Genomic DNA, 24,036 nt, shown 5'->3' with positions numbered 1-24,036 from the left:
TTCATTGGCTTTTCCGCCGCTTTCAGGCAAACCTCATCGTCTGTAAATCGACATGGAGAAACACAATGTTCCGATGGGGTGTTCTGTCGACGGCCAAGATCGGCCGCGAGCAGCTTTTGCCGGCGATCGTGGATTCGGAAAACGGCGTGCTGTCGGCGATCGCTAGCCGCGATCTGGCGAAGGCTCGCGCCCTGGGCGAACGTTTCGGCGCGCAACATGCCTTCGGCTCCTATGAGGAACTGCTCGCTTCCAAGGAGGTCGACGGCGTCTATATTCCGCTGCCGACCTCGCAGCATGTCGAATGGACGGCAAAGGCGATCGAGGCGGGAAAACATGTGCTGGTCGAGAAGCCTCTTGCGCTCGACGCCAAGGACATCCCGCCGCTGATCAGGCTGCGCGACGAGAAGAAGGTGCTGGTCTGCGAGGCCTTCATGGTCGTCTACCACCCGCAGTGGATCAAGGTGCGCGACCTCATCGCCAGCGGCGCGATCGGCCGGCTGCGCCACGTGCAGGGCGCGTTTTCGTATTACAATGTCGACCCCACGAACATGCGCAACCAGCTCGATCTCGGCGGCGGCGCGCTGCCCGACATCGGCGTCTACCCGACCGTGTCGACGCGCTTTTCGACCGGCAAGGAACCGCTTCGCGTGCAGGCCACCATCGAGCGCGACAAGACCTTCGGCACCGACATCTATTCCTCGATCCGGGCTGATTTCGGCGACTTCGAACTGTCCTTTTACCTCTCGACGCAGATGGCGGCGCGGCAGGTGATGGTGTTCCACGGCGAGAAAGGTTTCATCGAGGTCTTTGGTCCGTTCAACGCCGGGCTCTACGACCACCACCGTATCGAACTGCACAACCAGAACCACACCGAGGCGCAGGTATTCCGCTTCCCAGGCACCCAGCAGTACCGGCTGGAATGCGAGGCCTTCGTACGCGCGGCCCAGGGCGGCAAGGACCGTGTCTTCACGCTGGAGGAGTCGGTCCTCAACCAGAAGGTCATCGACGCCGTCTTCCGCGCCGGCGACAAGGACGGCTGGGAGCCCGTCTGACACGCCGTCGGAAGGACGCTGGGGGGAACGAAGATGGCTGACGACGCGGACGTCATCGTTGTCGGCGCGGGGCTGGCAGGCCTCGTCGCCGCGGCAGAACTTGCCGACGCCGGCAAGAAAATCATCATCGTCGACCAGGAGCCCGAGCAATCGCTGGGCGGCCAGGCCTTCTGGTCGTTCGGCGGGCTTTTCCTGGTCGATTCGCCCGAGCAGCGGCGCATGCGCATCCGCGATTCCCACGATCTCGCGCTCGAGGACTGGATGGGCACCGCCGCCTTCGACCGCCCTGAGGATTTTTGGCCGCGCAAATGGGCTGAAGCCTATGTCGGCTTCGCTGCCGGCGAGAAGCGCTCCTGGCTGATCGAGCGCGGGTTGAAATTCTTCCCCGTCGTCGGCTGGGCCGAGCGCGGCGGCGGCAATGCCAGCGGCCACGGCAATTCGGTGCCGCGCTTCCACATCACCTGGGGCACCGGGCCCGGCGTGCTCGAACCCTTCGTGCTGCGCGTGCGCGAGGCGCAGAAGCGCGGACTGGTGCAGTTCAAGTTTCGCCACCGGGTCAACGAGCTGACCCGGACCGGCAAGGCGGTTACCGGCGTCAGCGGCGATATCCTGGAGGCGAGCACTGTCGAGCGCGGTCACAAGAGTTCTCGCGCCGTGGCCGGCGCCTTCCAATTCCACGCCCAGGTCGTGATCGTCGCTTCCGGCGGCATCGGCGGCAATCACGAGCTGGTGCGCAGCAACTGGCCCGAGCGTCTCGGCGCGCCGCCGAAGCGCATGATCACCGGCGTGCCGGACCATGTCGACGGCCGCATGCTGGCAATTACCGAAGCAGCGGGCGGGAGGGTCATAAACGGCGACCGCATGTGGCACTATGTCGAGGGCATCAAGAATTGGGCGCCGATCTGGACCGATCACGCCATACGTATCCTGCCGGGCCCCTCTTCGCTATGGCTCGACGCGCGCGGCAGACGGCTGCCGGTGCCGCTTTTCCCAGGCTTCGACACACTTGCCACGCTCAGCCATATCATGAGCACCGGCTTCGATTACTCCTGGTTCATCCTGACGAAGAAGATCATCCAGAAGGAGTTCGCACTGTCGGGCTCGGAGCAGAACCCGGACCTCACAGGCAAGAGCTGGCGGCAGGTGCTCGGCCGCGCCACGTCGGGCATTCCCGGCCCGGTGAAAGCCTTCATGGAAAAGGGTGAGGATTTTATTGTCGAGCCCGACCTTTCGAAGCTGGTGGCGCGGATGAACGCGCTGGCCGGCGGCGAGCGGCTGCTCGATGTGGCGCAGGTCGAACGCGAGATCCGCGCCCGCGACATGCAGCTCGACAACCCGTTCTCCAAGGACGCGCAGGTCACCGCGCTGCGCGGCGCGCGCGCCTATCTCGGCGACAGGCTGATCCGTACCGCCAAGCCGCACAAGATGCTCGATCCGGCGAACGGCCCGTTGATTGCGGTCCGGCTCAACGTGCTTACCCGCAAGACGCTGGGCGGCCTGCAGACCGATCTCGACAGCCGCGTGCTCGACGCGGAGGGCGAGCCGGTGCCGGGTCTCTACGCGGTGGGCGAGGTCGCCGGCTTCGGCGGCGGCGGCGTGCACGGCTATGCGGCGCTCGAAGGCACCTTCCTCGGCGGCTGCATCTTTTCCGGCCGCAGCGCCGGAAGGGCGGCGACGAAGGAGATTGGCTGAGCGATCGAACGGTGTTGCCCCAATGCCGGAAAAGGCGCGACGATGCGCGGAGACTCATACGAGGCGGCCTCCGGCAAGTTTGGACTCTTTCCCAAGCAAGACCGCGCCATACAATGGGTACCCACGCGCTTTAACGGATGCTAATATTCTCCGTTACTCGGGAAGGTCGCAATGTCCAAGATTTGCTTGCTGTGCGCGTGCCTTCTTTTTCTGGCCGGCTTGTCCACACCGGCTTCCTCTGAGACCCAGATCGGTCAACGCAGCCAAAGATATGCGCTTGTCATCGGCAACTCGGCCTACCGTTATGCAGCATCGCTTCCCAACGGGGTAAATGATGCGAAGGCCATCTCCCGAGTTTTGCAAGAGATGGGCTTCGACGTCACCCTTGGATTGGATGCCGACGCATCAACGTTCAGGGAACTCATCGGAAAATTCAGGCGAAACTTGCGGCCGGGCGACGTCTCCCTTTTTTACTTCGCCGGACACGGGCTCCAGGCGAACGGGGAAAACTACCTATTGCCCGTTGACGCCGCCCTTCAACGTCCGGCCGACTTGGCTCTGGAGGCTGAGCGTCTGCAAGACATTATCGCCGCGATGACGGCCGAGGAAAATACCGCAATCGTCCTTCTCGATGCCTGTCGGGACAATCCTTTCGTTAAGCAATTGAGTGGACCGGGTCAAAGTCGCGGCCTTGCCATAGCAAAGGGGCTGGGAGCCTTGGATGCTGGCAGGGGAGTCTTTATCGGCTTTGCGACACAACCCGGCAACGTGGCTCTCGATGGAGCCGTCAATCATAGCCCGTTTGCAGACTCTCTTGTGAAGCGGATAAAGACTCCTTCGATCGACATTGAAATTCTCATGCGTCGCGTCCGGTTGGACGTCATGAACGCGACTTCTGGGAAGCAGGTCCCCTGGAGCAATTCGTCCCTGGTGGAGCCGGGGTTCTCGTTCAACCCAGATGCCCCGCCTAGTCAGTCTCCGGCAGACCCCTATCAGCCAGACATCAACGCGGCGAAAGAGCTCGAATTTTGGAAATCGATCAAGGATACGTCCGATGTCTCGATGTATCGTGCGTATCTAGCGGCATTTCCGAATGGTGCATTCATCGAAATTGCAAAGAGCCGAATTGCCAAGCTCCAAGCACCTACGCCGCCACGCAAGAAGATCCTGCCGAAGAAAGTCAGTCGCAAGCCGCAAGTGTCGTTGCCTATCGATGAACCTTCCAATCGTTCGGCGGAAACGAGCGCACCAGCTAAACCGGAATCCGTGGGGCGATGCAGGGATGGCAACAAGGAGAGATGTCGCCAGAGATGCCGTGAAGGCGCAAGGCGTGCCTGTCGCAAGCTGCAACAGCTAGGGGGTTGATAACGCCGATGACTGCCTTGCGCGGCGGACCTAGGCAGCGTCGCCGCGGGCGCGATTGACGCCAGATCAGACGACAGTTGCGGACCTGTCCGCCAGCACGCAGGTGAGGCTCGCGGCCGCGGCCAGCCTGCGCAACTTCATGCAGCTTACGCCGGCGCGGCGCAGCGCCGTGATCCTGGTCGACCTGCTCAGCCGCAGCCGCATGAAACCTGCTCCGTGATAGGATTCCGCCACTCAGCCTTTTCGCGCAGCACGCGCACGGCCGCAGCCTCGAGGAACTCAACGATGCCGACAAACCCGCCCGGCAGTGCCAAGCGGTCGATATGCGGGTGCGGGGGGCGCTCTAGAGCATGATGCCGAAAAGTGTGAAGCGGTTTTCGGACGACATCATGCTCTATCTCTTTGATTTAGAGCCGGATTCAGATTTCAGGCCGATTCGACCTGAAAGCATCCGGCTCTAGAAGCAAGACGGCCGGCTGGCTTTCGTGAATGACCAGGAAGACGAGATCGACCGCGACCGAGGGGCGCTGGAACGCGCTGGGTCGTAGTCCTCGAAAAACTCGGTCTCGTTCACCCGGCCTGATCTCGAAGCTAATACACAAATTATATCCGTTCGGTGCCACCTCGGAACGCGGGGTCCCCGAATCCGGACGAAGGTGTAATCCGAACAATTCCAAGCTGTCGGTCGTTGATCTGTTAACAAATCATGCGATATGGCATTGATATTCGGTCCACAGCAGCTTGAGAAAGTAAGCCATTACGGTGCGCCACACACCCGACGAGGCATTACAACTTGTCATTCACAATGACGACCGGACTCCGTGGGCGTTTGTCGTGGAGCTCATCCGCTCGCTCTTCAGCCGATCCGAGGCGGAGGCCGAAGCCTTGACCGCGACGGTGTCGCAACAGGGAAAGGCTGTTTGCGGCAGCTATCCTTCCGCGGTTGCGAAGGCAATGCTGGACACGGCCCAGGAGCGCATCAAAGCAGCCGGCCATCCCCTTCGCATCACCGCTTTGCCTGGCGGAACTGAACACGCACCCACACCCGACCAGCCGGAGCAGGCTTCATCGAACAAAAAGTTCAAATATGCATATGAAGCAATCGGCTGGCATTTCGCGGGACTGGCCCACGACGAGATCTTCGCGACGTCCCGGCAGTTCCCCGGCCATATGCGCGCCGACGTGCAGGCAGCGCTCGACAAACTGTTCTCAATCTCGCCCATTCGGTTCTTCGGCCTCTATGAGCAACATCGCTACGAGACGTTGACCTATGCCGCGCTGACGAAAGACGGACAGTACGCGGTCACGATCTCGGCAGCGCAATACCAAGATGTCGATATCGGCGAAAGCGAGCCAATAAAGTGCCTCAACAATGGTTTGTGGCTTAATCGGGACGGGGCTCTGCCCTACGCGGTTGTGCTGTCCTTTCATCGCGAGTACGGGCGCGATGCCGGAACTTGCGTCGAGATCGCCGTGCCGGCCGGCGAGGGAGGCGTGGCCCTTGTGGACCGCTGCTTCTCGGAGCTGGAGGCAGCGATCAATGACGCGCGCTCCTATCGTGGCAAGGTTCTCTCGCTCGAAACCGAAGATGACTACAGCGGCCGCTCCAAAGGAGTGATGGTCCATCGCTTGCCGCAGGTGCAACGCGAGGCGGTCATCCTACCGCAACGGACACTGCAGCTTCTCGACCGCAACGTGATCCGGTTCATCGAGAGCCGGGAAGCGCTGAGACGTCTGGGGCAATCGACGCGCAAGGGCATCTTGCTCTACGGCCCGCCGGGCACCGGCAAGACGCACACTATTCGATATCTCGCCGCCAATCTCCCTGGCCATACGACGCTCATCATAACGGCCGGCCAGATGGGCCTGCTGTCGCACTATATGACCCTTGCGCGCCTACTGCAGCCGGCCATGGTCGTGATTGAGGATGTGGACCTCATTGCCCGCGACCGCGAGAATATGGGCAGTCCGTGCGAAGAGTCTCTCCTCAACACTTTGCTCAACGAGATGGACGGCTTAAAGGACAATGCCGACATCCTGTTCATCCTTACGACCAACCGGCCCGAACAACTTGAAGGCGCGCTCACCGGGCGGCCGGGACGTATCGACCAGGCCATCGAAGTGCCGCTGCCGGACGACGACAGCCGCGAGAAGCTGGTACGCCTTTATGGCGGCGGTCTAAAACTTTCCGACAAGATCGTGGGCGAGGCCGTGGCGCGCACGAAGGGCGTCAGCGCTGCCTTTATCAAGGAACTCATGCGCCGCGCCGCGCAAACCACTATCATGCGGGGCGACGGAGAGGCTGTGACCCCTGGGGATCTCGCGGAGGCCCTGGACGATATGCTGTTCACCGGCGGCCGGCTCAATGTCAGGCTGCTTGGCGGGGCACCCGACGAGTCGGGCTACTGACCCGATGTGGAATTGCGGGCGGGGGACGGCGGCTGTTCGTTGCTTGGCGGCATGACTGCGTTCTGATTGTCGAGCCACGGCGCAAGCGCAGGCCCGACAATCTCACAAGACGGTTCTCATCCACGCCAGGAAAGATTCGATCACCGCGGAACGCGGGCTGTGGTGCATCCAAACGACATAGAAGCTGTAGCCCGGCAAGGACAATGGATGCGCTTTGACGAGCGAACCGTTTGCCAAATCTCGGCCAACCACGACGTCACTTAAGATCGCAATGCCTTGCCCGGCGACAACCGCGTCGATCGCATGCAGCTCCTCGCGGAAGCTCAGATCCCAGGCTTTGTCCGCAATCAGGTCCGGATCGATGGACCGGGCCGTCGCCAGCCACCGGCGCCAGGTGGGAGCGTCCGGATCCCGGTTCATCCAGTCGAAATGAATCAGCGGATAACGCAGCAGATCGGCAGCGCGCTCAATCGCCCGCCCGTCGCTTGCCAGCAATCGCGGACTGCAAATGGGAAAAAAGGAATCGCGGCAGAGCTCCTGCCCGGCAAAGCCGACAGGCGGGCGTCGTGTGTAGCGGATGGCCACGTCGGCCGCGCCGGCGCGAAGGTCGAGCAGCGCGTCCGTGCCGATGATCTCCAGAGGCACGGCCGGGTTGGCCTCGCGCCATTTCGGCAGCCGGGGCACCAGCCATCGGCTGGCGAAAGCGTTCGGACTCGTCACCCGCAATGGCGCCTGAACATCCGGCTCGGCAACGGCGGCGAGGGAGCCGGCGAGAAGATCAAAGCCATTGCGCAGGACAGGGAACAGCCGCGCTCCAGCGCCCGTCAGCACGAGCGGGCGCGGCCGGCGCTGGAACAGCTTGCAACCGCATATCTCTTCCAGCAAGCGGATCTGGTGACTGATCGCCGTCGGGGTCACGCCGAGCTCGGCCGCCGCGGCCTTGAAGCTGCCGTGCCGGGCGGCCGCCTCGAAGGCGTGCAACGCGCGGAGCGGCGGGACGATCCTCATGCCGGCAGTGTAGATGAATTCTGCTCATCCAGTAGCTAAGAATTTCGCTTTTGCAGAAGGTTGGAACCTGTGGGACCGTGGTTACTGTCGGAACCGAGGGCGACTGCGATGGAGACTCCGCGACAGACCGATGCGTTGTTGGGCCGATCTCATTCTTCGGCTTTTACAATCGAACAGCTACGGCAGGGCTTACGGGGCGAAGTGGTGTTGCCGACGGACGCGGCCTACGACCGGGGGCGCGCCGTCTGGAACGGGGCGATCGACAAACGCCCCGCTGCAATTGTCTTTTGCGCCGATCCCGACGACGTCGTCCGGGCCGTGAACTATGCCAGGTCGCAAGGCTCAATCGTGGCGGTCCGCAGCGGCGGCCACAACGTCGCCGGCCTGTCCGTCTGCGACGACGGGATGGTGATCGATCTGTCCCGCATGAAGAAGATCGTCGTCGATCCCGAGCGCCGCATCGCAACGGCCGAAGCCGGTCTCAATCTCGGCGAGTTCGACGCAGCCACACAGGCCCACGGTCTTGCCACGACCATGGGCGTCAACAGCGATACCGGCATTGCCGGGCTCACGCTCGGCGGAGGCTTCGGCAAGCTCGGGCGAAAGCACGGCCTGAGCTGCGACAATCTGATAGCCGCTGAAATCGTCACGGCCGACGGGCAACTATTACGGACAAGCGCCGGCGAGCATCCCGACCTGTTCTGGGCCCTGCGCGGTGGCGGCGGCAATTTCGGCATAGTGACGGCGTTCGAATACCGGCTGCACCCGCTCGGCCCGGACCTGCTCGTGGGCTCGGTCCTTCACGCCTACGATCAGGCGCGCGAGGCCATGCGGTTTTACGACCAATTCTCCCGTGATGCACCGGACGAGGTGAGCGTCGACGCCGCGCTTGTCACGCTGCCCTCCGGCGACCGTGCCTTCAGCATCTCGGCCTGCTATGCCGGGCCACCCGAAGCCGGCGAAGCTGTCATCGCAACGCTGATGAGGTTCGGGGCTCCCATCGAAAGCCACTTGCAAGCCGTTCCTTATCTCCAGATTCAATCGGCGGGCGACAGCCTCTTCCCGCGCGGACGACGCTATTACTGGAAAGCGCAGTTCATGCGTGAGATCAGCGAGGGTGCGATCGAGGCGCTGCTCGACAGTTACGCGAGGGCTCCCAATCACGCCTCCCTGCTGGTTTTCCAGCAAGTCGGCGGAGCGATCGCGCGCGTGCCCGCGTCGCACTCGCCCTATGCCAACCGCGATGCGGCCTATGACTGCTTTCCGATCGCCATCTGGGACGATCCGGCCGATGACGATGCAAATATCCGCTGGGCGCGCGAGCTGTGGAATGCGGTCAGACCGTTTTCCACCGGCGGCGTCTATGCCAACAATCTTGGTGAGGAAGGCGACGAGCGCGTGCGCGATGCTTATGGCGCGAACTATGCGCGCCTCGCCGCCATCAAGAAGCGATACGACCCCACCAATTTCTTCCAATTGAACCAGAATATCAGGCCTGGATAGTTCGCAATCCGTCGGGGAACCATGCGCAGTCGCTTGACGACCTTGGTGCAGTATGGGCCTTCTACAATGTCGGTTTCGCCATGAGATGTCCCAAGCTGGAGACGAGCAAGGGTGCATGAAAAAACTGGCAGAACTCAAGACGCTCTGGGCACCCGATCAGGTTCCAAAGGGGCGTTGTCAGCGCCCCCTGGCCGCGCTCAGAAACCGAATTTGCCGTTCTGGTTCTTCCATTCGCTTTGCGGCGGAATCGTCTCGATCGTGTCCCAATGCTCGGCGATCATTCCATTCTCTACGCGGAACAGGTCATAGAAGGATGTGGGATTGCCGCCGAAGCTACCCTCGCTGACGGCCAGTACGAAGTTTCCCTCGCCCAGCACTTTGTGGACCGTGTCATACTTCATGGAAATGCCAGCCTTGGTCATGGACTCGAGCGCGGAGCCCAAACCCGAAAGACCATTGGCGATCTGGGGGTTGTGCTGGATATAGGTGTCGCCATCGAAATAGCCGGCAAGTTTCTCGAATCGGCCATTGACGAGGATGTCGTCGACAAACTGCGCGACCAGCGCCTTGTTCGCTTCGGTCCTGTCGAGGTCGACCGCAGCGGTTGGCCCATCCGTCATTGAGTTGCCGCTCGGATTGGCCGAGGTCGGCGTCTGCTGCAGGTTGTCCCAATGCTCGACGATCTTGCCGTTCTCGAAGCGGAAGATGTCGAAGCCGATCTTGGCACCGAAGAAATCGTAGTCCGTATGGGCGAAGACATAGTCGCCGTCTTGGAAAATGCGAACGGTGTTCACTTTGGCCGAGTTCGGCGGCAAGGCGGCAAGCAGGGCGCCAAAGCCGGAGAGCCCGTCAGCAGCGCCCAGATTGTGCTGAGTGTAGTGGTCGGGATTGATGACGGCCACCGGCTCGGGGGCGCTGGTCTCGATTGCCTTGAGTAGATCGACGACCTGTTGTTCTTGCGGGCTCATGGCTTGCTCCTGTGCGAGTGAGATTGTCGTCGGCAGAACCGCTGCTGGTAATGAGCAAGGTTGCGGCGCCGACGGCGGACAGCTTCCGGATCGTTATATGTATCCAAAATGGTTACATATGTTTGTATCTAATATGGATACACACTTTTGTAAAGGGACGCGATCATCGGGGCGTCGGCGGGGCGTCAGCCGGCCTTGTTGCGCTTGGCGATGTCGGCGGCGAGGTCGGCTATCGTGGTGGTGGCGAGCTGTGCCTGAAGGGCGCGTTCTGCGTCCATCATGCGACCCTTGAGAACCACGTCGATGCTACGGCCAACCGGACAGTTCGGGTTGGGAGCCTCGTGTATGGCAAACACCTGTTGCTCCTCGTCTATCGCGCGATAGACATCCAGCAAGCTGATGTCGCGTGGCGCGCGGGCCAGCAAGGCGCCGCCGCCGGCTCCCAATTGCGACGTGCTCAAACCCGCCTTCGCAAGCTGCGTGAGCAGACGACGAATGAACGTCGGATTGGTGTTCACGCTCGAAGCGATGAGCTCGGACGTCGCGGGCTCCCCGGCCTGATAGGCGAGGAAAGTAAGAATGTGGGTGGCAACCGCGAAGCGGGTGTTCATCGCCAAAGCTCCATGTGTACCCAAGATAGGAACACACGGGCGATCTGACAACAGGTTCAGCGAGGCTCCGAGCGCCTCGCCGATATCCCCTTTCATCGATGCTCGGATGTAGGTCCTTCGCGGTGGTTCCCCCTACCGCGCTGGCTTATCGTGCAAAACCGTTGCAGAAACCATCTCAGATCGCACAGTTGAAACGGTGCGGAGCGGATGAAGTCTTTGAGATTGTTGGCGCGCCCGAAGAGATTCGAACTCCTGACCCCCAGATTCGTAGTCTGGTGCTCTATCCAGCTGAGCTACGGGCGCGCATCAGGCCGTGTAAGACATGGCCCGCGATCCGGTCGAGACGGCCGGCCGCGATGTGGAGTGTTCCCTAACGACTGAATTTCGGAAAAGCAAGCCGGCCCGGCAAAAGTTTTGTCGCAGGCGTTTTCAGGAAGATATTTCCGACCGGGTCTTTGCTTCGCGGAACTCCGAACCGGGAACGTTCGCCGGCCTGCCGAGATCAAGCCGGGCGCCGCAGGCCGTTGCGGGCTTGGTCGAGCCGCACCGGCTGGTCGGGGATGGTGACGGCGAAGACCGTGCGGCCGCCGATCGATTCGACCAGCTCCACCGTGCCGCCATGGGCGCGGATCAGCTCATGGGCGATCGCCAGGCCAAGGCCGGTGCCGCCGCTGCGCGCCGAGCCGCGGAAGGCGGCGAACAGGTTCTCGCGAGCCTTGGGCGGGAGGCCGGGGCCGGTATCGGTGACGGTGATGCGGCTGACGCTGCCCAAGCGCTCGGCCGAGACGGCGAGCCGGCGCACCACCGCGCTCTCCGTGTCGGCGGCCATCGCCTGCACCGAGTTGCGGCAGAGATTGGTGAGCACGCGAAAGAGCTGGTCGGAATCGGCGTCGACTTCGAAGGTGAGCTCGACGGCATTGATGAATTCGATACCCTCCTCGATGTCGAGCAGGCCGTGCACGTCGTCGACCAGCTGGCGCAGCCTGAGCCTGCGGCGCGACGGTGCCGGCTCCTGTGTGCGGCCATAGGCAAGCACGCCCTCCGAATAGGCGACGGCGCGGTCGAGCGCGCGCAGAAGCTTCGGCGCGAAGGACTGAACGGTCGGATCCTTCACCTGGCGCAACCGGTCCGACATAAGCTGCGCGGAAGCCAGGATGTTGCGCATGTCATGGTTGATCTTGGACACGGCAAGCCCGAGGTTGGCGAGGTGCTTCTGCTCTGAGAGCATCTTCTGCAGCCGATCCTGCATCTGCGACAGTTCGCGCTCGGCGACGCCGATCTCGTCGGCACGCTCCGTCGGGCAAATTACGCGGCCGGGATCATCGGGTGCCTCGGAGAAGGACAGGATCGAGCGCGTCATGGTGCGGATCGGGCCGATCATGATCAGGTCGATCGCCGCATAGACGAGCATGGCGGTGAACAGCGAGATCAGCAGCGAGACGACGGCGACGTTGCGCGAATATCTGAGCATGGCGTTGCGCAGACTGTAGTCCGGCATGATCAGCTCGAATTCCTTGTCGCTGTCGCCGACCGGGCCGAACACCCGCAGCATGCGGTTGCCGCCCGCGAACAGCGTTTCCAGCGCGCCGGTCATGCCGTTGACCAGGCCGACATTGGCGATATCGATATGCTCGTCGACCTTCGGCGGCATGTCGGCCACGACCAGCAGCCGCGAGACGCCGCCGTCGCGCACCGCGATCGCCTTGGCGCCGATCGCCATCAGCACGTCATTCTGGGCGGTGTGCGACAGCGAGTTGGGCTCGCCCTGCAACAACACGATCGACACGGCGGCGGAGGTGCTCAGCCGCTCCTTCAGCCAGTTCACCCTGTAGCTGGCGATCCAAGGCAGGAAGATCAGGATTTCGGCGAGCAGCACGAAGACGATGGTGAGAAGCAGAAGCTTGGTCGACAGGCCGCGCGACAGCGGCACCCGGCGCGGCGAGCTTGCCGCCGCGGGGCGTGGCTTTTCATCCGTTGACAGGACTTCACTTGTCATGACGCGGTTTTCACGGAGGCTTGATCGAGCAAGATTATGCGATTTGCGGCTTTTTTGCCAATTTCGCCGGCAGCCGGTGAAAAAATTGGCTTTGGGCGGGCTGGATTGACTTCCAAAATCCTTCTTCCTATAAGCCCGCTCACGCTCGGGCCTTCCGTCCCGGCGCGGTTTTGATCGCGCCTAAAACCGGCCTGGCAAAGCTCCTGTTACAGAGTGACAGAATCAAGAAGGGCCGCACGCCGCGGTATTAAAACAAATGAAGCGTACCTACCAACCGTCCAAACTCGTCCGCAAGCGCCGGCACGGTTTCCGTGCCCGCATGGCCACCAAGGGTGGCCGCGGCGTCGTAGCAGCCCGCCGCAACCGCGGCCGCAAGCGGCTCAGCGCCTGAACGAAAGACGAGATCGTTGCCCGCAACCGGCAAGCCAAAGGGGAAAACTCCCGGGCGGCTTCTGAAACGCGCGGATTTCCTGGCTGTGCGCGGCGGCGAGAAACGCCGCGGACGGCTTTTTCTCGTCGAGGTTCTCGACCGGGGCGACGATTATGCGCCACGCGTCGGCTACACCGTGACCAAGAAGGTCGGCAACGCCGTGGTGCGCAACCGCGTTCGGCGGCGGCTGAGAGAAGCCGTGCGAACGCATGCCGCCGATGACATGGCGCCCGGCAATGACTATGTCATCGTCGGGCGCGAAGACGTGCTTGCCATTCCGTTCGGTCAGTTGAAGGCCGAGCTTTCCCGCCGGCTGCGCGGAACACGATAGGCCAAGGGCTTTCGATGGAAAACAACCGCAATTTCTTCATCACCATCGCGCTGTCGGTGCTGATCCTGACGCTCTGGCAGGTGTTCTACATGAACCCCAAGATGGAGCAGCAGCGCGAGCAGGCCCGCATCGAGCAGCAGCGCGTCGAGGCGCAGCAGAAGGAAGCGCAGGGGACCAATCCGGGCGCGGCCGGGACGCCGGCACCGGCTCCGGGCGCCATCCCGACCGCACCTGGCGGCGAGGCAGTCACTGTCGAGAGCCGTGACCAGGCTGTTGCCGCGAGCAAGCGCGTCAAGATCGACACTCCGAGCCTCGAGGGCTCGATCAACCTCACCGGCGCTCGCTTGGACGACCTCAAGCTCAAGCACTACACCGAGACGGTCGACAAGAATTCGCCCGAGATCCAGCTGCTCAATCCGCAGGCGCTACCGACCGGCTATTTCGCCGAGATCGGGTTCGTCGGCACCGACAAGACCGGCGCGGTGCCGAGTTCCGACACGGTGTGGAGCGTCGAGGGCAATCCGACGCTGACCCCGTCGACGCCGGTGACGCTGACCTACACCAACGACAAGGGCCTGACCTTCAAGCGCACCATCTCGGTCGACAACGATTATATGTTTACGGTCTCCGATACCGTGCAGAATTCGGGCAGCGCCCCCGTGTCGCTGTTCAACTACGGCCGTGTCACGCGCTACGACAAGCCGGCGGTCGCCAGCACTTATGTGCTGCATGAAGGCCTGATCGGCGTTACTGGCACCGAAGGGCTGACGGAGTACAAATACGCAGCCATCGAAAAGGACAAGGAAGTCAAGCCGAGCAAATCGACCGACGGCTGGCTCGGCATCACGGACAAGTACTGGGCCGTCACCATGGTGCCGACCGAGAAGCAGCCCTTCCAGCCGCGCTACGGCTATTTCGAGGACGGGCGCCACCGGTATCAATCCGACTTCCTCACCGATGCAATCAATGTCGATGCCGGCCAGTCCGCGACTGTCGAGACGGAGATTTTCGCCGGCGCCAAGGAAGTCGCCAAGATCAACGCCTATGAGGCTGACCGCCACATTCGCCAGTTCAACCTGCTGATCGACTGGGGCTGGTTCTATTTTATCACCAAGCCGATGTTCTGGCTGATCGACACGCTTTACAAGTTCTTCGGCAATTTCGGCCTGGCGATCCTGGCCACGACCGTCATCGTCAAGGCCATCTTCTTCCCGCTGGCGAACAAGTCCTACGCGTCGATGGCGAACATGAAGAAGGTGCAGCCGAAGATGCTGGAAATCCGCGAGAAATACGCGGACGACAAGATGAAGCAACAGCAGGCGATGATGGAGCTCTACAAGACCGAGAAGATCAATCCGCTGGCCGGCTGCTGGCCCGTGGCGCTGCAGATCCCGGTCTTCTTCTCGCTCTACAAGGTGCTCTACATCACCATCGAGATGCGGCACGCTCCGTTCTTCGGCTGGGTCCACGACCTTGCCGCGCCCGATCCGACCTCGGTGTTCAACCTGTTCGGCCTGCTTCCCTTCGCGCCGCCGGCCTTCCTGCCGCATATGGGCGCCTGGGCGGTGGTGATGGGCATCACCATGTTCCTGCAGATGCGCATGAACCCGGCGCCGCCGGATCCGACGCAGGCCGCGATCTTCACTTGGATGCCGGTCCTCTTCACCTTTATGATGGGCAGCTTCCCCGCCGGCCTCGTCATCTACTGGGCATGGAACAACCTGCTCTCGATCCTGCAGCAGGGCGTGATCATGAAGCGCCAGGGCGCCAAGATCGAATTGTGGGACAATCTGGCGGCGCTGTTCCGCAAGAAACCCTCGCCGGCGGAATAGACGACGCCCCGACCTAACGTCAAAAACCCCGGCACGACCGGGGTTTTTCGTGGCGGCTTGCGCTACGGCCTATCCGGACAGCACTTCGCGCAGCCGTTCTTCGGAATTTGCCTGCCCCGCGAAACTGCGGCATGGCCTGCCTCGTAGCTTCCCTGGTCCTCCCCAAAAGCCGTGACGGCTTCCGGCGCAGCGACGCCGGTGTTGGGAGGCCGTCGGGCAGGCCGGGGTCCCGCGGGGGGACCCCGGTTTTCCTCCTAAAGCGCGCCGCGCTTTAGGACTTTTTTTATGCATGTCGTTTTCCCAAAACCGCTCCACGCTTTTGGGCGACATGCACCAACTCACTCCATGACGGCGCTGTGGTCGACCCTGGCCGGCGTGCCAGGCTTGCGCAGCAAAAGCACCAGCGGGATGGCGGCGAGCGAGAGAATCATCATCAGCTTGAAGTCGTCGACATAGCTGATGATCGTTGCCTGCAGCGTGACCAGCCCGTCGAGCGCGGCGCGGCCGGCGGCGGTGTAAGGGCTCAGCGCCTGCGCGATCGCCGGATCGCCGAACGCCGGATTATAGGGCGTCACATAGTCGGCGATGTTGGCATGGTTGATCTGCTGGTTCTGCGTCAGAAGCGCGGTGACGACCGAGATGCCGACGCTGGAGCCGATGTTGCGCGACAGATTGTAGAGGCCGGTGCCTTCCGCGCGCCGTTCCGGCGCCAGCGTGGCGAAGGTGATGGTGGTGAGCGGCACGAACAGGAAGCCCAAGCCGGCGCCCTGGATGAAGCCGGTGCGGATGATCGTCCATTGCGAGACGTCCGGGGTCCAGCCGGTCATGTCGTACATCGCCCAGGCGGTGATCGCGAGGCCGGTGAACAGCAGCCAGCGCGTGTCGACCTTGCCGACCAGCCGACCGACAAGGAACATGCAGGCCATGGTGCCTAGGCCGCGTGGCCCCATGACGATGCCGGCGGTCACCACCGGGTAGCCCATCAGCGTTTGCAGGTAGGGCGTCATCAGCGCCAGCGAGGCGAGATAGGTGATGCCGATGATGAAGATGAACACCATGCCGACCGCGAAATTCCGGTCGAGGAACAGCCGCGGGTTCACGAAGGTGTCGCGGGCGGTGAAGGTGTGGACGATGAAGATATAGAAGGCCGACGCGCAGACCAGCGCCTCGACGATGATCTCGGACGAGGAGAACCAGCTGAGCTGCTCGCCGCGGTCGAGGAACATCTGCAGCGAAGCGATGGCGACGCTGAGCATGCCGAAACCCAGCCAGTCGAGCCTCGCCTTGAGATCGAGCTTGGTCTCCTGCACGAACATCGAGACGCCGGCGAAAGCCAGCGCGCCGATCGGCACGTTGATGTAGAAGACCCAGCGCCAGGAAACATTCTCGGTCAGCCAGCCGCCGATGACGGGCCCAAGAACCGGGCCGACCATCACCGAGACGCCGAACAGAGCCATGGCCGAACCGCGCTCCTCGACGCTGTAGATGTCGAGCAGGATGCTCTGCGACAGCGGTACAAGGGCGGCGCCGAACAGGCCTTGCAGCAGGCGGAAGCCGACGATCTGCGGCAGCGACTGGGCGAAGCCGCACAGCACCGAGGCGACGACGAAGCCGGTGATGGCGACCAGCAGGATGCGCTTGCGGCCGAAGCGGTTGGCAAGATAGCCCGAAGGCGGCGTCATCACCGCCGCGGCGACGATATAGGAGGTGAGCACCCAATTGATCTGGTCGGCGCTCGCCGACACGCTGCCCTGGATGTAGGGCAGCGCCACATTGGCGATGGTGGTGTCCAGCGCCTGCATGATCACCGCCAGGATCACGCAGGCGGTGATGGCGCCGCGATTGGCGACCGCAGGCGTGCCCGTGGCGACGGTGCTCATGACTTTTGCTCAAACCGCTTGAAGAGGTCGGTCACGAAATCGGGCAGGCCGCGGGCATGGCCGGTGTCGATGCTGACGACCGCGCTCATGCCGCCGCGCAGCGGCGGCTTGCCTTGCGGGTCATCGATCGTCACCCGCATCGGGATGCGCTGCACGACCTTCACCCAATTGCCGCTGGTGTTCTGCGCCGGAAGCAGCGAGAAGCTCGACGACGAGGCCGGGCTGATGCTGCCGACCTCGCCATGCCAGACCTCGCCCGGATAGCCGTCGATGCTGATCGTCGCCTTCTGCCCCGGCCGGACATAAGTGAGCTCGGTTTCCTTAGGCTCGGCGGCGATCCAGATGTCGGTCGACGAGACCAGGCTGAAGGCCGGCTGCGAGGCGGGCAGGTACTTGCCGACCTGCAGCGCATCGACATTGGTGACGACGCCGTCGAACGGCGCCTTGACGACGGCATCGCCGAGATTGCGCTGGGCATCGTCCACCGCCGATTGGGCCTGCAGGTAGAAAGGGTTCTTCTCGACCGGCTGGTCGGCGTCGCCGCCGAGCTGGGCGAGCGTTGCCTGTGCCTGCGCCTTGGCAACGGTGACTTTCTGCCGGGCGGCGATGAGATCGTGCTGGGCGCTGTCGAAAGTCGCCTTCGAGGCGGTGGAGGTCTTGAGCAGGTCCTGCTGACGCTGGAAGGCGGATTCGTAATAGGGGATGTCGGCCTCGGCCTGGGCGATCTGCGCCAGCGACTGCTGGTAGCTCGCCTGCAAGGTCAGCACCTGGTTGCGCACCGTGCCGAGCTGCGCCTGAGCGCCGGCCAGCGCGGTCTCGAACGGGGCCGGCCGCAAGCGGAAGAGCACCTGGCCCTTCTTGACCGCCTCGTTGTCATGCACGTCGATCTCCTGCACTGTGCCGGAGACATCGGTGGAGACGCCGAGCGACTGCGCCTGGATATAGGCATTGTCGGTGGTCATGACCTGACCGCCGACGACGTAGTAATAGCCGCCGACCGCCAGCGCCACCGGAAGCAGCGCAAACAGGACCGGCCGGGTCAGGCTGCGCCGCGGCTTGGCCGGGGCTGGCGAGGCTATCGTGACGGCGGCCGGCTTCGGCTGCGCCGAAGGGGCTTCGAGGGCAGCTGGTTCCGGCGCGACAGGGGCTTCCAGCTCAGCGTTTTCGATCGCCGGATTGGCGCCACGCCTTTGCTCGCGCTGGCTGTCCAAGCGAATGACCTGGTCGCTGCTTCTGTCGCCGCCATTGTCGCTTTCGGCGGGCTTGCGTGGTGAGGCTGGTTCAGACATGGACTTTCTCCCGGTCGACGGCCGGCTGGGCGCAGGCCTCGAGCAGATTGGATTTGATCAGGCAAAGGGTTTGCAGCTGCTGCTGCGCGTCCGCAGAAAGGTGAATGACTTCCTGTCGCGACAGATAGGCGAGCACCTGCCATTGCGCGCGAGGAGGCTCCGAGCTGCGCGAATGCTGCTCGAACCGGTTCCTGAGCAGGCGCGCGACGTTGTGCAGCACGAAGCCGATATTGGGCGAGGAGGGGCATGGGAGGAGTCGGAGGTCGGTGGATAAGGCTTTCGTAAGCATGCTTATTATCATCATGCACATAATCCTGCTGGACGCGGTGCGCAAGACCGGCTAAGCCGCCTGGAGCAAATGTCGCGTCGGCGTGGCGCAACTGAAGGCCGGCAGAGGCACACACGAAAAATGAAGACGAACCGGCTCAAGCTCGCGACCGCGGCTGCCCTGTTGACATGCGCGTTTCCGGCCGCCGCCGAGGAAGCGGTGAGCTGCGGCGGCGCGGCTATGCTGGGCGGCGCGCAGCTCAACTGCAGCCACGTGCAACCCGAGGCGCCGCTGCAGTTCTGCACCTATAGCTGGGCCTTGCACACCGCCGCCGGCGACCAGAAAGTCGTCGATGGCAGTTTCACGCTGCCGCCCGGCGCCTCCAACGTCCAGGTCTATCAGGGCAGCGGTTTCGACAGCGCGCTTTCCAACCCGATCGTGATCTGTCGCGGCCGCCGCTGAGCGCGGGTTGGTGCTGCAGCCGGATCACGTTAGTTTGATTGGAAGCCAGTGTCGCCAGCGCGTCGCCTCGTGCCTGCCAACTACGGACTGATCCCGATGAGCGGACCCAATCCCAACATCAAGCATCCCATTGCGATGCATCCGCGCGTCGGCTTCCTGAAGCCGCTGGTCAGCGCGCCGAACATCGAGATCGGCGACTTCACCTACTATGACGATCCCGATGGACCGGACAAATTCGCCGAAAAATGCGTGCTGCATCACTATCCCTTCATCGGCGACAGGCTGGTGATCGGCAAGTTCTGCGCCATCGCCGAGGGCGCGCGCTTCATCATGAACGGCGCCAATCACGCTATGTCCGGCTTCTCCACCTATCCGTTCAACATTTTTGGCCATGGCTGGGAGGAGGGTTTCGACCCCGAGACCTGGTCGAAAGAGATCCGCGGCGACACGATCGTCGGCAATGACGTGTGGATCGGCATGGACGCGGTGATCATGCCCGGCGTGCAAATCGGCCATGGCGCGATCGTCGCGGCGAAATCGGTTGTCACGCACGACGTGCCGCCCTATGCGATCGTCGCCGGCAACGCGGCCAAGGTGGTGAAGATGCGCTTCGACGAGTTCACGGTGCGACGGCTTTTGAAAGCGGCCTGGTGGGATTGGCCGATCGACAAGATCGGCCGCAACCTCAACGCCATTCGTGGCGCTGACATTTCCAGCTGGAGGCCGCCGTTTGAACGCGCCGGGTAAAACCACGAGCGAAGCTGCGATAAGTCCGGAGCTTTTCACCCGCGCGTGGATCTTCATCCGCGGCGTGCCGTCGATGAAATTCCTGCCGCCGGAAGGGCCGCCGGAGATCGCCTTTGCCGGCCGCTCCAATGTCGGCAAGTCGTCGCTGATCAACGCGCTGGTCGGCCAGAAGGGACTGGCGCGCACCTCCAACACGCCGGGACGGACGCAAGAGCTGAACTATTTCGTGCCGGACGGGTTCTCCGGCGAAGGCGCCGACCTGCCGCCGATGGCGCTGGTCGACATGCCGGGCTACGGCTACGCCAGCGCGCCGAAGGACAAGGTCGATGCCTGGACGAAGCTGATCTTCGAATATCTGCAGGGCCGCGTCACGCTGAAGCGCGTCTATGTGCTGATCGACGCCCGCCACGGCATCAAGCCCAAGGATGAGGAGGTGCTGTCGCTGCTCGACAAGGCGGCGGTGTCCTACCAGATCGTGCTGACCAAGACCGATAAGATCAAGGCGGCCGGCGTGCCGAAGCTGATCGAGGAGACGCTGGTCAAGATCAAGAAGCGGCCGGCGGCGTTTCCGGCGGTGCTCGCGACATCGTCGGAAAAGGCCTCAGGGCTCGACGAGCTGCGCGCGGCGATCGCCTTGGTGGCGAACGGCGGCTGATGCCGTGAAAGAAATCTGGCCGGACGGGGCAGGCGAACAGGCCGGCCTGTCTCCGCCCAGATCCAGCGCTGCGCTCAATCGGTCTCGTCGCGTTCCGGCGCATGGTCGCGCCGGCCGGTCAGGATTTCGCGCTTGCCGACATGGTTGGGCGCGCCGACCAGGCCTTCCTTCTCCATGCGTTCGACCAGCGAGGCGGCGCGGTTATAGCCGATGCCGAGGCGGCGCTGGATGTAGGAGGTCGAGCATTTCTTGTCGCGCTTGACCACCTTGACCGCCTCCTCGTAGAGGGCGTCGCCATCCTCGGTGTCGATCGAGCCCTTGTCGAAGACTGGACCCGTGTCGGCCTGATCTTCTTCCTCTTCCTCGCCGGCGGTGACCGTGTCGAGATATTCCGGGCGGCCTTGCGCCTTCAGATGCGCCACGACGTGCTCAACCTCGAGATCGGAGACGAAGGGGCCGTGCACACGCACGATGCGGCCGCCGCCGGCCATGTGCAGCATGTCGCCCTGGCCGAGCAGCTGCTCGGCACCCTGCTCGCCAAGGATCGTGCGGCTGTCGATCTTGGACGTCACCTGGAAGGAGATACGGGTGGGGAAGTTGGCCTTGATGGTGCCGGTGATGACGTCGACCGACGGGCGCTGCGTGGCCATGATCAGGTGGATGCCGGCGGCGCGCGCCATCTGCGCAAGCCGCTGGATGGCGCCTTCGATCTCCTTGCCTGCCACCATCATCAGGTCGGCCATCTCGTCGACGATGATGACGATGTAGGGCATCGGCGCGAGGTCGATCTCCTGCTCCTCGAACAGCGGCTCGCCGGTGCCCTTCTCGAAGCCGACCTGCACCTGCATGACCACGACCTCCCCCTTGTCGCGGGCGGCGGCGGCACGCTGGTTGTAGCCGTCGATGTTGCGCACGCCGAGGCGCGCCATCTTGCGGTAACGCTCCTCCATCTCGCGCACCGCCCATTTCAGCGCGGTGACCGCTTTCTTGGAATCGGTGACGACGGGCGTGAGCAGATGCGGGATGCCGTCATAGACGGACAGTTCCAGCATTTTGGGATCGACCATGATGAGGCGGCACTCCTCCGGCTTCATCCGGTAGAGCAGCGACAGGATCATGGTGTTGATGGCGACCGACTTGCCCGAGCCGGTGGTGCCGGCGACCAGCAAATGCGGCATCTTGGCGAGGTCGGCGATCACCGGCTCGCCGCCGATCGTCTTGCCCAGCCCCAGCGCCAGCTTGCACGACGTGTTGCGGAAGCCGGCCGACTCGATCAGCTCGCGGAAATAGACCGTCTCGCGCGTTTCGTTGGGCAGTTCGATGCCGATGACGTTGCGGCCGGGCACGACGGCGACGCGCGCCGAAATGGCCGACATGGAGCGGGCGATATCGTCGGCCAGGCCGATGACGCGGCTGGACTTCACGCCCGGCGCCGGCTCGAACTCGTAGAGCGTGACGACCGGACCCGGCCGGACATGGATGATCTCGCCCTTGACGCCGAAATCCTCCAGCACGCTTTCGAGCAGGTCCGCGTTCTGTTCCATCCGCTCCTGCGACATGTAGAAGCCCTGGCCTTCCGGCGGCATCTGCAGCAGGTCCTCGGACGGAAGCTCGTAGTCGGCCGAAGCGGCCGGCGGCGCGACCTTGCCGGTGACGGGCAGGGACGGCGCGGCTCTCGCGGTCCGGGCGCTCTTTGCTACGGGACGCGGCGCGGCGGACTCGGCTGCGGGCGCCAGGGATTCGATTTCCACAGGGGAGGGCGCGGGCAGATCGACCGGCGCCGTCAGCGGAGCCAGGCTGGCGGCCGGCCCGTTCGAGCGCCATTCGATGACGCGGTAGAACGACGTCGCCTCGCCGATCGCGATGGGGCGGGACGGGCTTGGCTGCGCCGGTGTAGGCCTTGCCGGAGCAGGGGCGACGAGTGGCTGCGCCGGATCGTTCAGCCGTGCCCGAGCCAGGCGCTCGGCGAGCAAAGGCAGGCTGAACTCGAAGAACGCATCGTCGGACAGATAGGACCAACGAAATTTCGGCGGTTGCGGCCTTGGCGCCGGGGTGGCTACCGCCCGCGTCGGCGGCGCGGCGCTGGCCTGCTGCGGCTTGACGAAGGTGTGCGGCGGCTTGGCCGGAGCGGTGGCGGCCGCGGCGGGAATTGGCCGGACCGGATTGGCCGGCTGGGGCGCCGGCGGCGTCGGGCGGATGGAAAGCCCGCGGGAAGGCACCGCTTGGGCCGGCGCTTCATCAACTGGCTCCGGTACAGGCCGCTTGTCGGAATCCGGCGTGCGAGTGAAGCGCACATTGGGCGCTAGGAAGAAATATTGCTGCCAGGCCTGACCGCCGAACTCGTCGCCGCCAGCCGAATCGGCGGCGTGCGATTCGCCGTCAGCGGCGGCTCGCAGCGTGACGACCTGCCCCGTTTGCCGCTGCGGCGGCACGGCAGCGCAATGGTGCCGCGCGTCTTCCGAGCGGCTGTCGTCGTTGTCGCCGTGCGCGGAAGCGCCGGAAGGATTGGCACGGGTAAAACGCATGGATGTCACACTCGAGATTTGTCGAACAAACGTGTCCCGAGACATAGGAACCGATGGTTAACAAGCTCTTCCGGAAGGCTCCGCGAAAGTGCCGGTCGCCGGTTCGAGTTGGGCTGCAAGAAGGACGTGACCGGTGGCATCGAAGTCGGCGGCGGCGGCGTAGTGTCACCAAAGCGCCTCGCGATCCTTCTCAATCGCTGCGCCGCGCGGGTTCACGCCGAGAGCGAGGCCTGCTCCTCGGCCGCGAGCTTCTCGGTGCCGTAGGCCTTCAGAAAGACGTTCACGCCGGAGCGAACGACATGCTCGATCTCGGCCTGGCTCGGTGCCTTGGTGCGGTAGGAAAAGATGCACTGGCGGAAGAGGCCGGCGAGGCAGAGCTCGGTGAACTGATAGGCGGCGAGATCGACATCGTCGATCTTCAGCAGGCCGCGTTCGACGGCTTCATTGAGGAAGATCATCACCTTGTCGTGGCCACGCTTGGGCCCGCGCTCGTAGAAGCGGGCGCCAAGCTCGGGAATCCTGTCGGAAGCGCCGACCACCGTGCGCTGCGCCTGGATGACTTTGGCCGAGGTGATCTTGGCGGAGAGCACCGTGCCGAACTTCACCAGCGTCTTGCGCAAGTCGTCGAAATGGTCGAGCACCTCATACATATTTTTGAAGATGGTGCCGCGCTCTTCCTCGATGAGAGCCTCGAACAGCTCTTCCTTGTTGGCGAAATAGACATAGATCGTGCCCTTGGAGACGCCGGCCTCGCGCGTGATGTCGTTCATCGACGCGGCTTCGAAGCCCTTGTCGATGAAGACGCGGCGCGCGCCCTCGATGATCTGGGCCCGTTTGATCGGATCCTGCCCGGCCGCGGGACGGCCTTTGCGCAGGTCGAGCAGATCGCTATCGGCTGTCGTTTCGACCATCGAAGTCAAACCTCACGAAATATTTCGAACCAACCGGTTCGATTTGCTCTTGATATGGGCCTCTTTCCGCGCTATGTCAATCACCAATTCGAACCGAACGGT

21 protein-coding genes, 1 tRNA gene and 1 pseudogene are annotated in these 24,036 nt (G+C 63.3%); 12 read left to right on the top strand and 11 right to left on the bottom strand.

Annotated features, from left to right (window positions below; translation table 11 throughout):
* Positions 1-65: 65 nt before the first annotated feature.
* From CK220_RS05795 to CK220_RS31800, 4 genes are all read left to right on the top strand, one after another.
* Positions 66-1,052: a Gfo/Idh/MocA family oxidoreductase gene (locus tag CK220_RS05795; protein ID WP_095810602.1), complete on the top strand. Its 987-nt coding sequence runs from the start codon at positions 66-68 to the stop codon at positions 1,050-1,052.
* A gap of 33 nt (positions 1,053-1,085) precedes the next feature.
* Positions 1,086-2,744: an FAD-binding dehydrogenase gene (locus CK220_RS05790; protein WP_095810601.1), complete on the top strand. Its 1,659-nt coding sequence runs from the start codon at positions 1,086-1,088 to the stop codon at positions 2,742-2,744.
* A 171-nt stretch (positions 2,745-2,915) separates the two neighbouring features.
* Entirely contained in the window at positions 2,916-4,109 is a 1,194-nt protein-coding gene (locus tag CK220_RS05785) for a caspase domain-containing protein (RefSeq protein ID WP_095810600.1), read from the top strand.
* Between the two features lie 55 nt (positions 4,110-4,164).
* Complete coding sequence (locus CK220_RS31800) at positions 4,165-4,329, top strand: hypothetical protein (protein ID WP_176478997.1); 165 nt, start codon at positions 4,165-4,167, stop codon at positions 4,327-4,329.
* A 16-nt stretch (positions 4,330-4,345) separates the two neighbouring features.
* On the opposite strand, the pseudogene CK220_RS32345 reads toward CK220_RS31800, so the two are convergent.
* Positions 4,346-4,441, bottom strand: a pseudogene (locus CK220_RS32345) (NUDIX hydrolase); the annotation flags it as partial.
* A 430-nt stretch (positions 4,442-4,871) separates the two neighbouring features.
* On the opposite strand from CK220_RS32345, the gene CK220_RS05775 reads away from it, so the two are divergent.
* A complete protein-coding gene (locus tag CK220_RS05775; protein ID WP_245428982.1) occupies positions 4,872-6,518 on the top strand; it encodes an ATP-dependent Clp protease adaptor ClpS in 1,647 nt (548 codons plus the stop codon).
* Between the two features lie 102 nt (positions 6,519-6,620).
* Here CK220_RS05775 and CK220_RS05770 read toward each other — a convergent pair whose 3' ends face one another.
* Entirely contained in the window at positions 6,621-7,526 is a 906-nt protein-coding gene (locus CK220_RS05770) for a LysR substrate-binding domain-containing protein (protein WP_095810598.1), read from the bottom strand.
* 204 nt (positions 7,527-7,730) lie between these two features.
* Between CK220_RS05770 and CK220_RS05765 the strand changes: the two genes are divergently transcribed.
* The gene (locus tag CK220_RS05765) at positions 7,731-9,029 is read left to right on the top strand and encodes an FAD-binding oxidoreductase (protein ID WP_245428979.1); all 1,299 of its coding nucleotides are present in this window, start codon (positions 7,731-7,733) and stop codon (positions 9,027-9,029) included.
* A 197-nt stretch (positions 9,030-9,226) separates the two neighbouring features.
* Here the strand turns inward: CK220_RS05765 and CK220_RS05760 are convergent, their stop codons facing one another.
* The 4 genes from CK220_RS05760 to CK220_RS05745 form a co-directional block, all read right to left on the bottom strand.
* Complete coding sequence (locus tag CK220_RS05760) at positions 9,227-9,997, bottom strand: nuclear transport factor 2 family protein (RefSeq protein WP_095810596.1); 771 nt, start codon at positions 9,995-9,997, stop codon at positions 9,227-9,229.
* 185 nt (positions 9,998-10,182) lie between these two features.
* Positions 10,183-10,608 carry an Rrf2 family transcriptional regulator gene (locus CK220_RS05755; RefSeq protein ID WP_095810595.1) on the bottom strand — a complete coding sequence of 142 codons (426 nt, stop codon included), beginning with the start codon at positions 10,606-10,608 and terminating at the stop codon, positions 10,183-10,185.
* Positions 10,609-10,834: 226 nt separating this feature from the next.
* Positions 10,835-10,911: transfer RNA gene (locus tag CK220_RS05750), tRNA-Arg, on the bottom strand.
* Between the two features lie 199 nt (positions 10,912-11,110).
* Positions 11,111-12,604 (bottom strand): HAMP domain-containing sensor histidine kinase, encoded by a 1,494-nt coding sequence (locus tag CK220_RS05745; protein ID WP_095810594.1) that lies wholly within the window; start codon positions 12,602-12,604, stop codon positions 11,111-11,113.
* Between the two features lie 256 nt (positions 12,605-12,860).
* On the opposite strand from CK220_RS05745, the gene rpmH reads away from it, so the two are divergent.
* Genes rpmH through yidC form a run of 3 tightly spaced genes read left to right on the top strand, consistent with a single transcriptional unit; the run spans position 12,861 to position 15,197 of the window.
* On the top strand, positions 12,861-12,995 hold the full coding sequence (rpmH, locus tag CK220_RS05740; protein ID WP_008833937.1) for a 50S ribosomal protein L34: 135 nt from the start codon (positions 12,861-12,863) through the stop codon (positions 12,993-12,995).
* Between the two features lie 16 nt (positions 12,996-13,011).
* Entirely contained in the window at positions 13,012-13,365 is a 354-nt protein-coding gene (rnpA, locus tag CK220_RS05735) for a ribonuclease P protein component (RefSeq protein WP_095810593.1), read from the top strand.
* 14 nt (positions 13,366-13,379) lie between these two features.
* The gene (gene yidC / locus CK220_RS05730; protein ID WP_095810592.1) at positions 13,380-15,197 is read left to right on the top strand and encodes a membrane protein insertase YidC; all 1,818 of its coding nucleotides are present in this window, start codon (positions 13,380-13,382) and stop codon (positions 15,195-15,197) included.
* Positions 15,198-15,535: 338 nt separating this feature from the next.
* Here the strand turns inward: yidC and CK220_RS05725 are convergent, their stop codons facing one another.
* From CK220_RS05725 to CK220_RS05715, 3 genes are read right to left on the bottom strand one after another with little or no spacing between them, the layout of a single operon-like run.
* Entirely contained in the window at positions 15,536-17,077 is a 1,542-nt protein-coding gene (locus tag CK220_RS05725; protein WP_095810591.1) for a DHA2 family efflux MFS transporter permease subunit, read from the bottom strand.
* Positions 17,074-18,366, bottom strand: a complete 1,293-nt coding sequence (locus CK220_RS05720; RefSeq protein ID WP_095810590.1) for an HlyD family secretion protein — start codon at positions 18,364-18,366, stop codon at positions 17,074-17,076. The genes CK220_RS05725 and CK220_RS05720 overlap by 4 nt, the downstream gene beginning before the upstream one ends.
* The gene (locus CK220_RS05715; protein WP_095810746.1) at positions 18,359-18,655 is read right to left on the bottom strand and encodes a hypothetical protein; all 297 of its coding nucleotides are present in this window, start codon (positions 18,653-18,655) and stop codon (positions 18,359-18,361) included. The genes CK220_RS05720 and CK220_RS05715 overlap by 8 nt, the downstream gene beginning before the upstream one ends.
* Before the next feature lie 120 nt (positions 18,656-18,775).
* Between CK220_RS05715 and CK220_RS05710 the strand changes: the two genes are divergently transcribed.
* The 3 genes from CK220_RS05710 (at position 18,776) to yihA (ending at position 20,498) form a co-directional block, all read left to right on the top strand.
* Complete coding sequence (locus tag CK220_RS05710) at positions 18,776-19,096, top strand: hypothetical protein (protein ID WP_095810589.1); 321 nt, start codon at positions 18,776-18,778, stop codon at positions 19,094-19,096.
* Between the two features lie 96 nt (positions 19,097-19,192).
* The gene (locus CK220_RS05705) at positions 19,193-19,843 is read left to right on the top strand and encodes a CatB-related O-acetyltransferase (RefSeq protein WP_095810745.1); all 651 of its coding nucleotides are present in this window, start codon (positions 19,193-19,195) and stop codon (positions 19,841-19,843) included.
* Positions 19,844-19,862: 19 nt separating this feature from the next.
* Positions 19,863-20,498, top strand: a complete 636-nt coding sequence (gene yihA / locus CK220_RS05700; protein WP_095810744.1) for a ribosome biogenesis GTP-binding protein YihA/YsxC — start codon at positions 19,863-19,865, stop codon at positions 20,496-20,498.
* Between the two features lie 74 nt (positions 20,499-20,572).
* Here yihA and CK220_RS05695 read toward each other — a convergent pair whose 3' ends face one another.
* Both CK220_RS05695 and CK220_RS05690 read right to left on the bottom strand, forming a co-directional pair.
* On the bottom strand, positions 20,573-23,023 hold the full coding sequence (locus CK220_RS05695; protein ID WP_095810588.1) for a DNA translocase FtsK: 2,451 nt from the start codon (positions 23,021-23,023) through the stop codon (positions 20,573-20,575).
* A gap of 212 nt (positions 23,024-23,235) precedes the next feature.
* A complete protein-coding gene (locus CK220_RS05690) occupies positions 23,236-23,934 on the bottom strand; it encodes a TetR/AcrR family transcriptional regulator (RefSeq protein ID WP_095810587.1) in 699 nt (232 codons plus the stop codon).
* Positions 23,935-24,036 lie beyond the last annotated feature (102 nt).

It is taken from the genome of Mesorhizobium sp. WSM3860 (assembly GCF_002294995.1).
In the GTDB taxonomy this organism is placed as follows: domain Bacteria; phylum Pseudomonadota; class Alphaproteobacteria; order Rhizobiales; family Rhizobiaceae; genus Mesorhizobium.
This window is presented reverse-complemented; position numbering and strand designations above follow the sequence as displayed.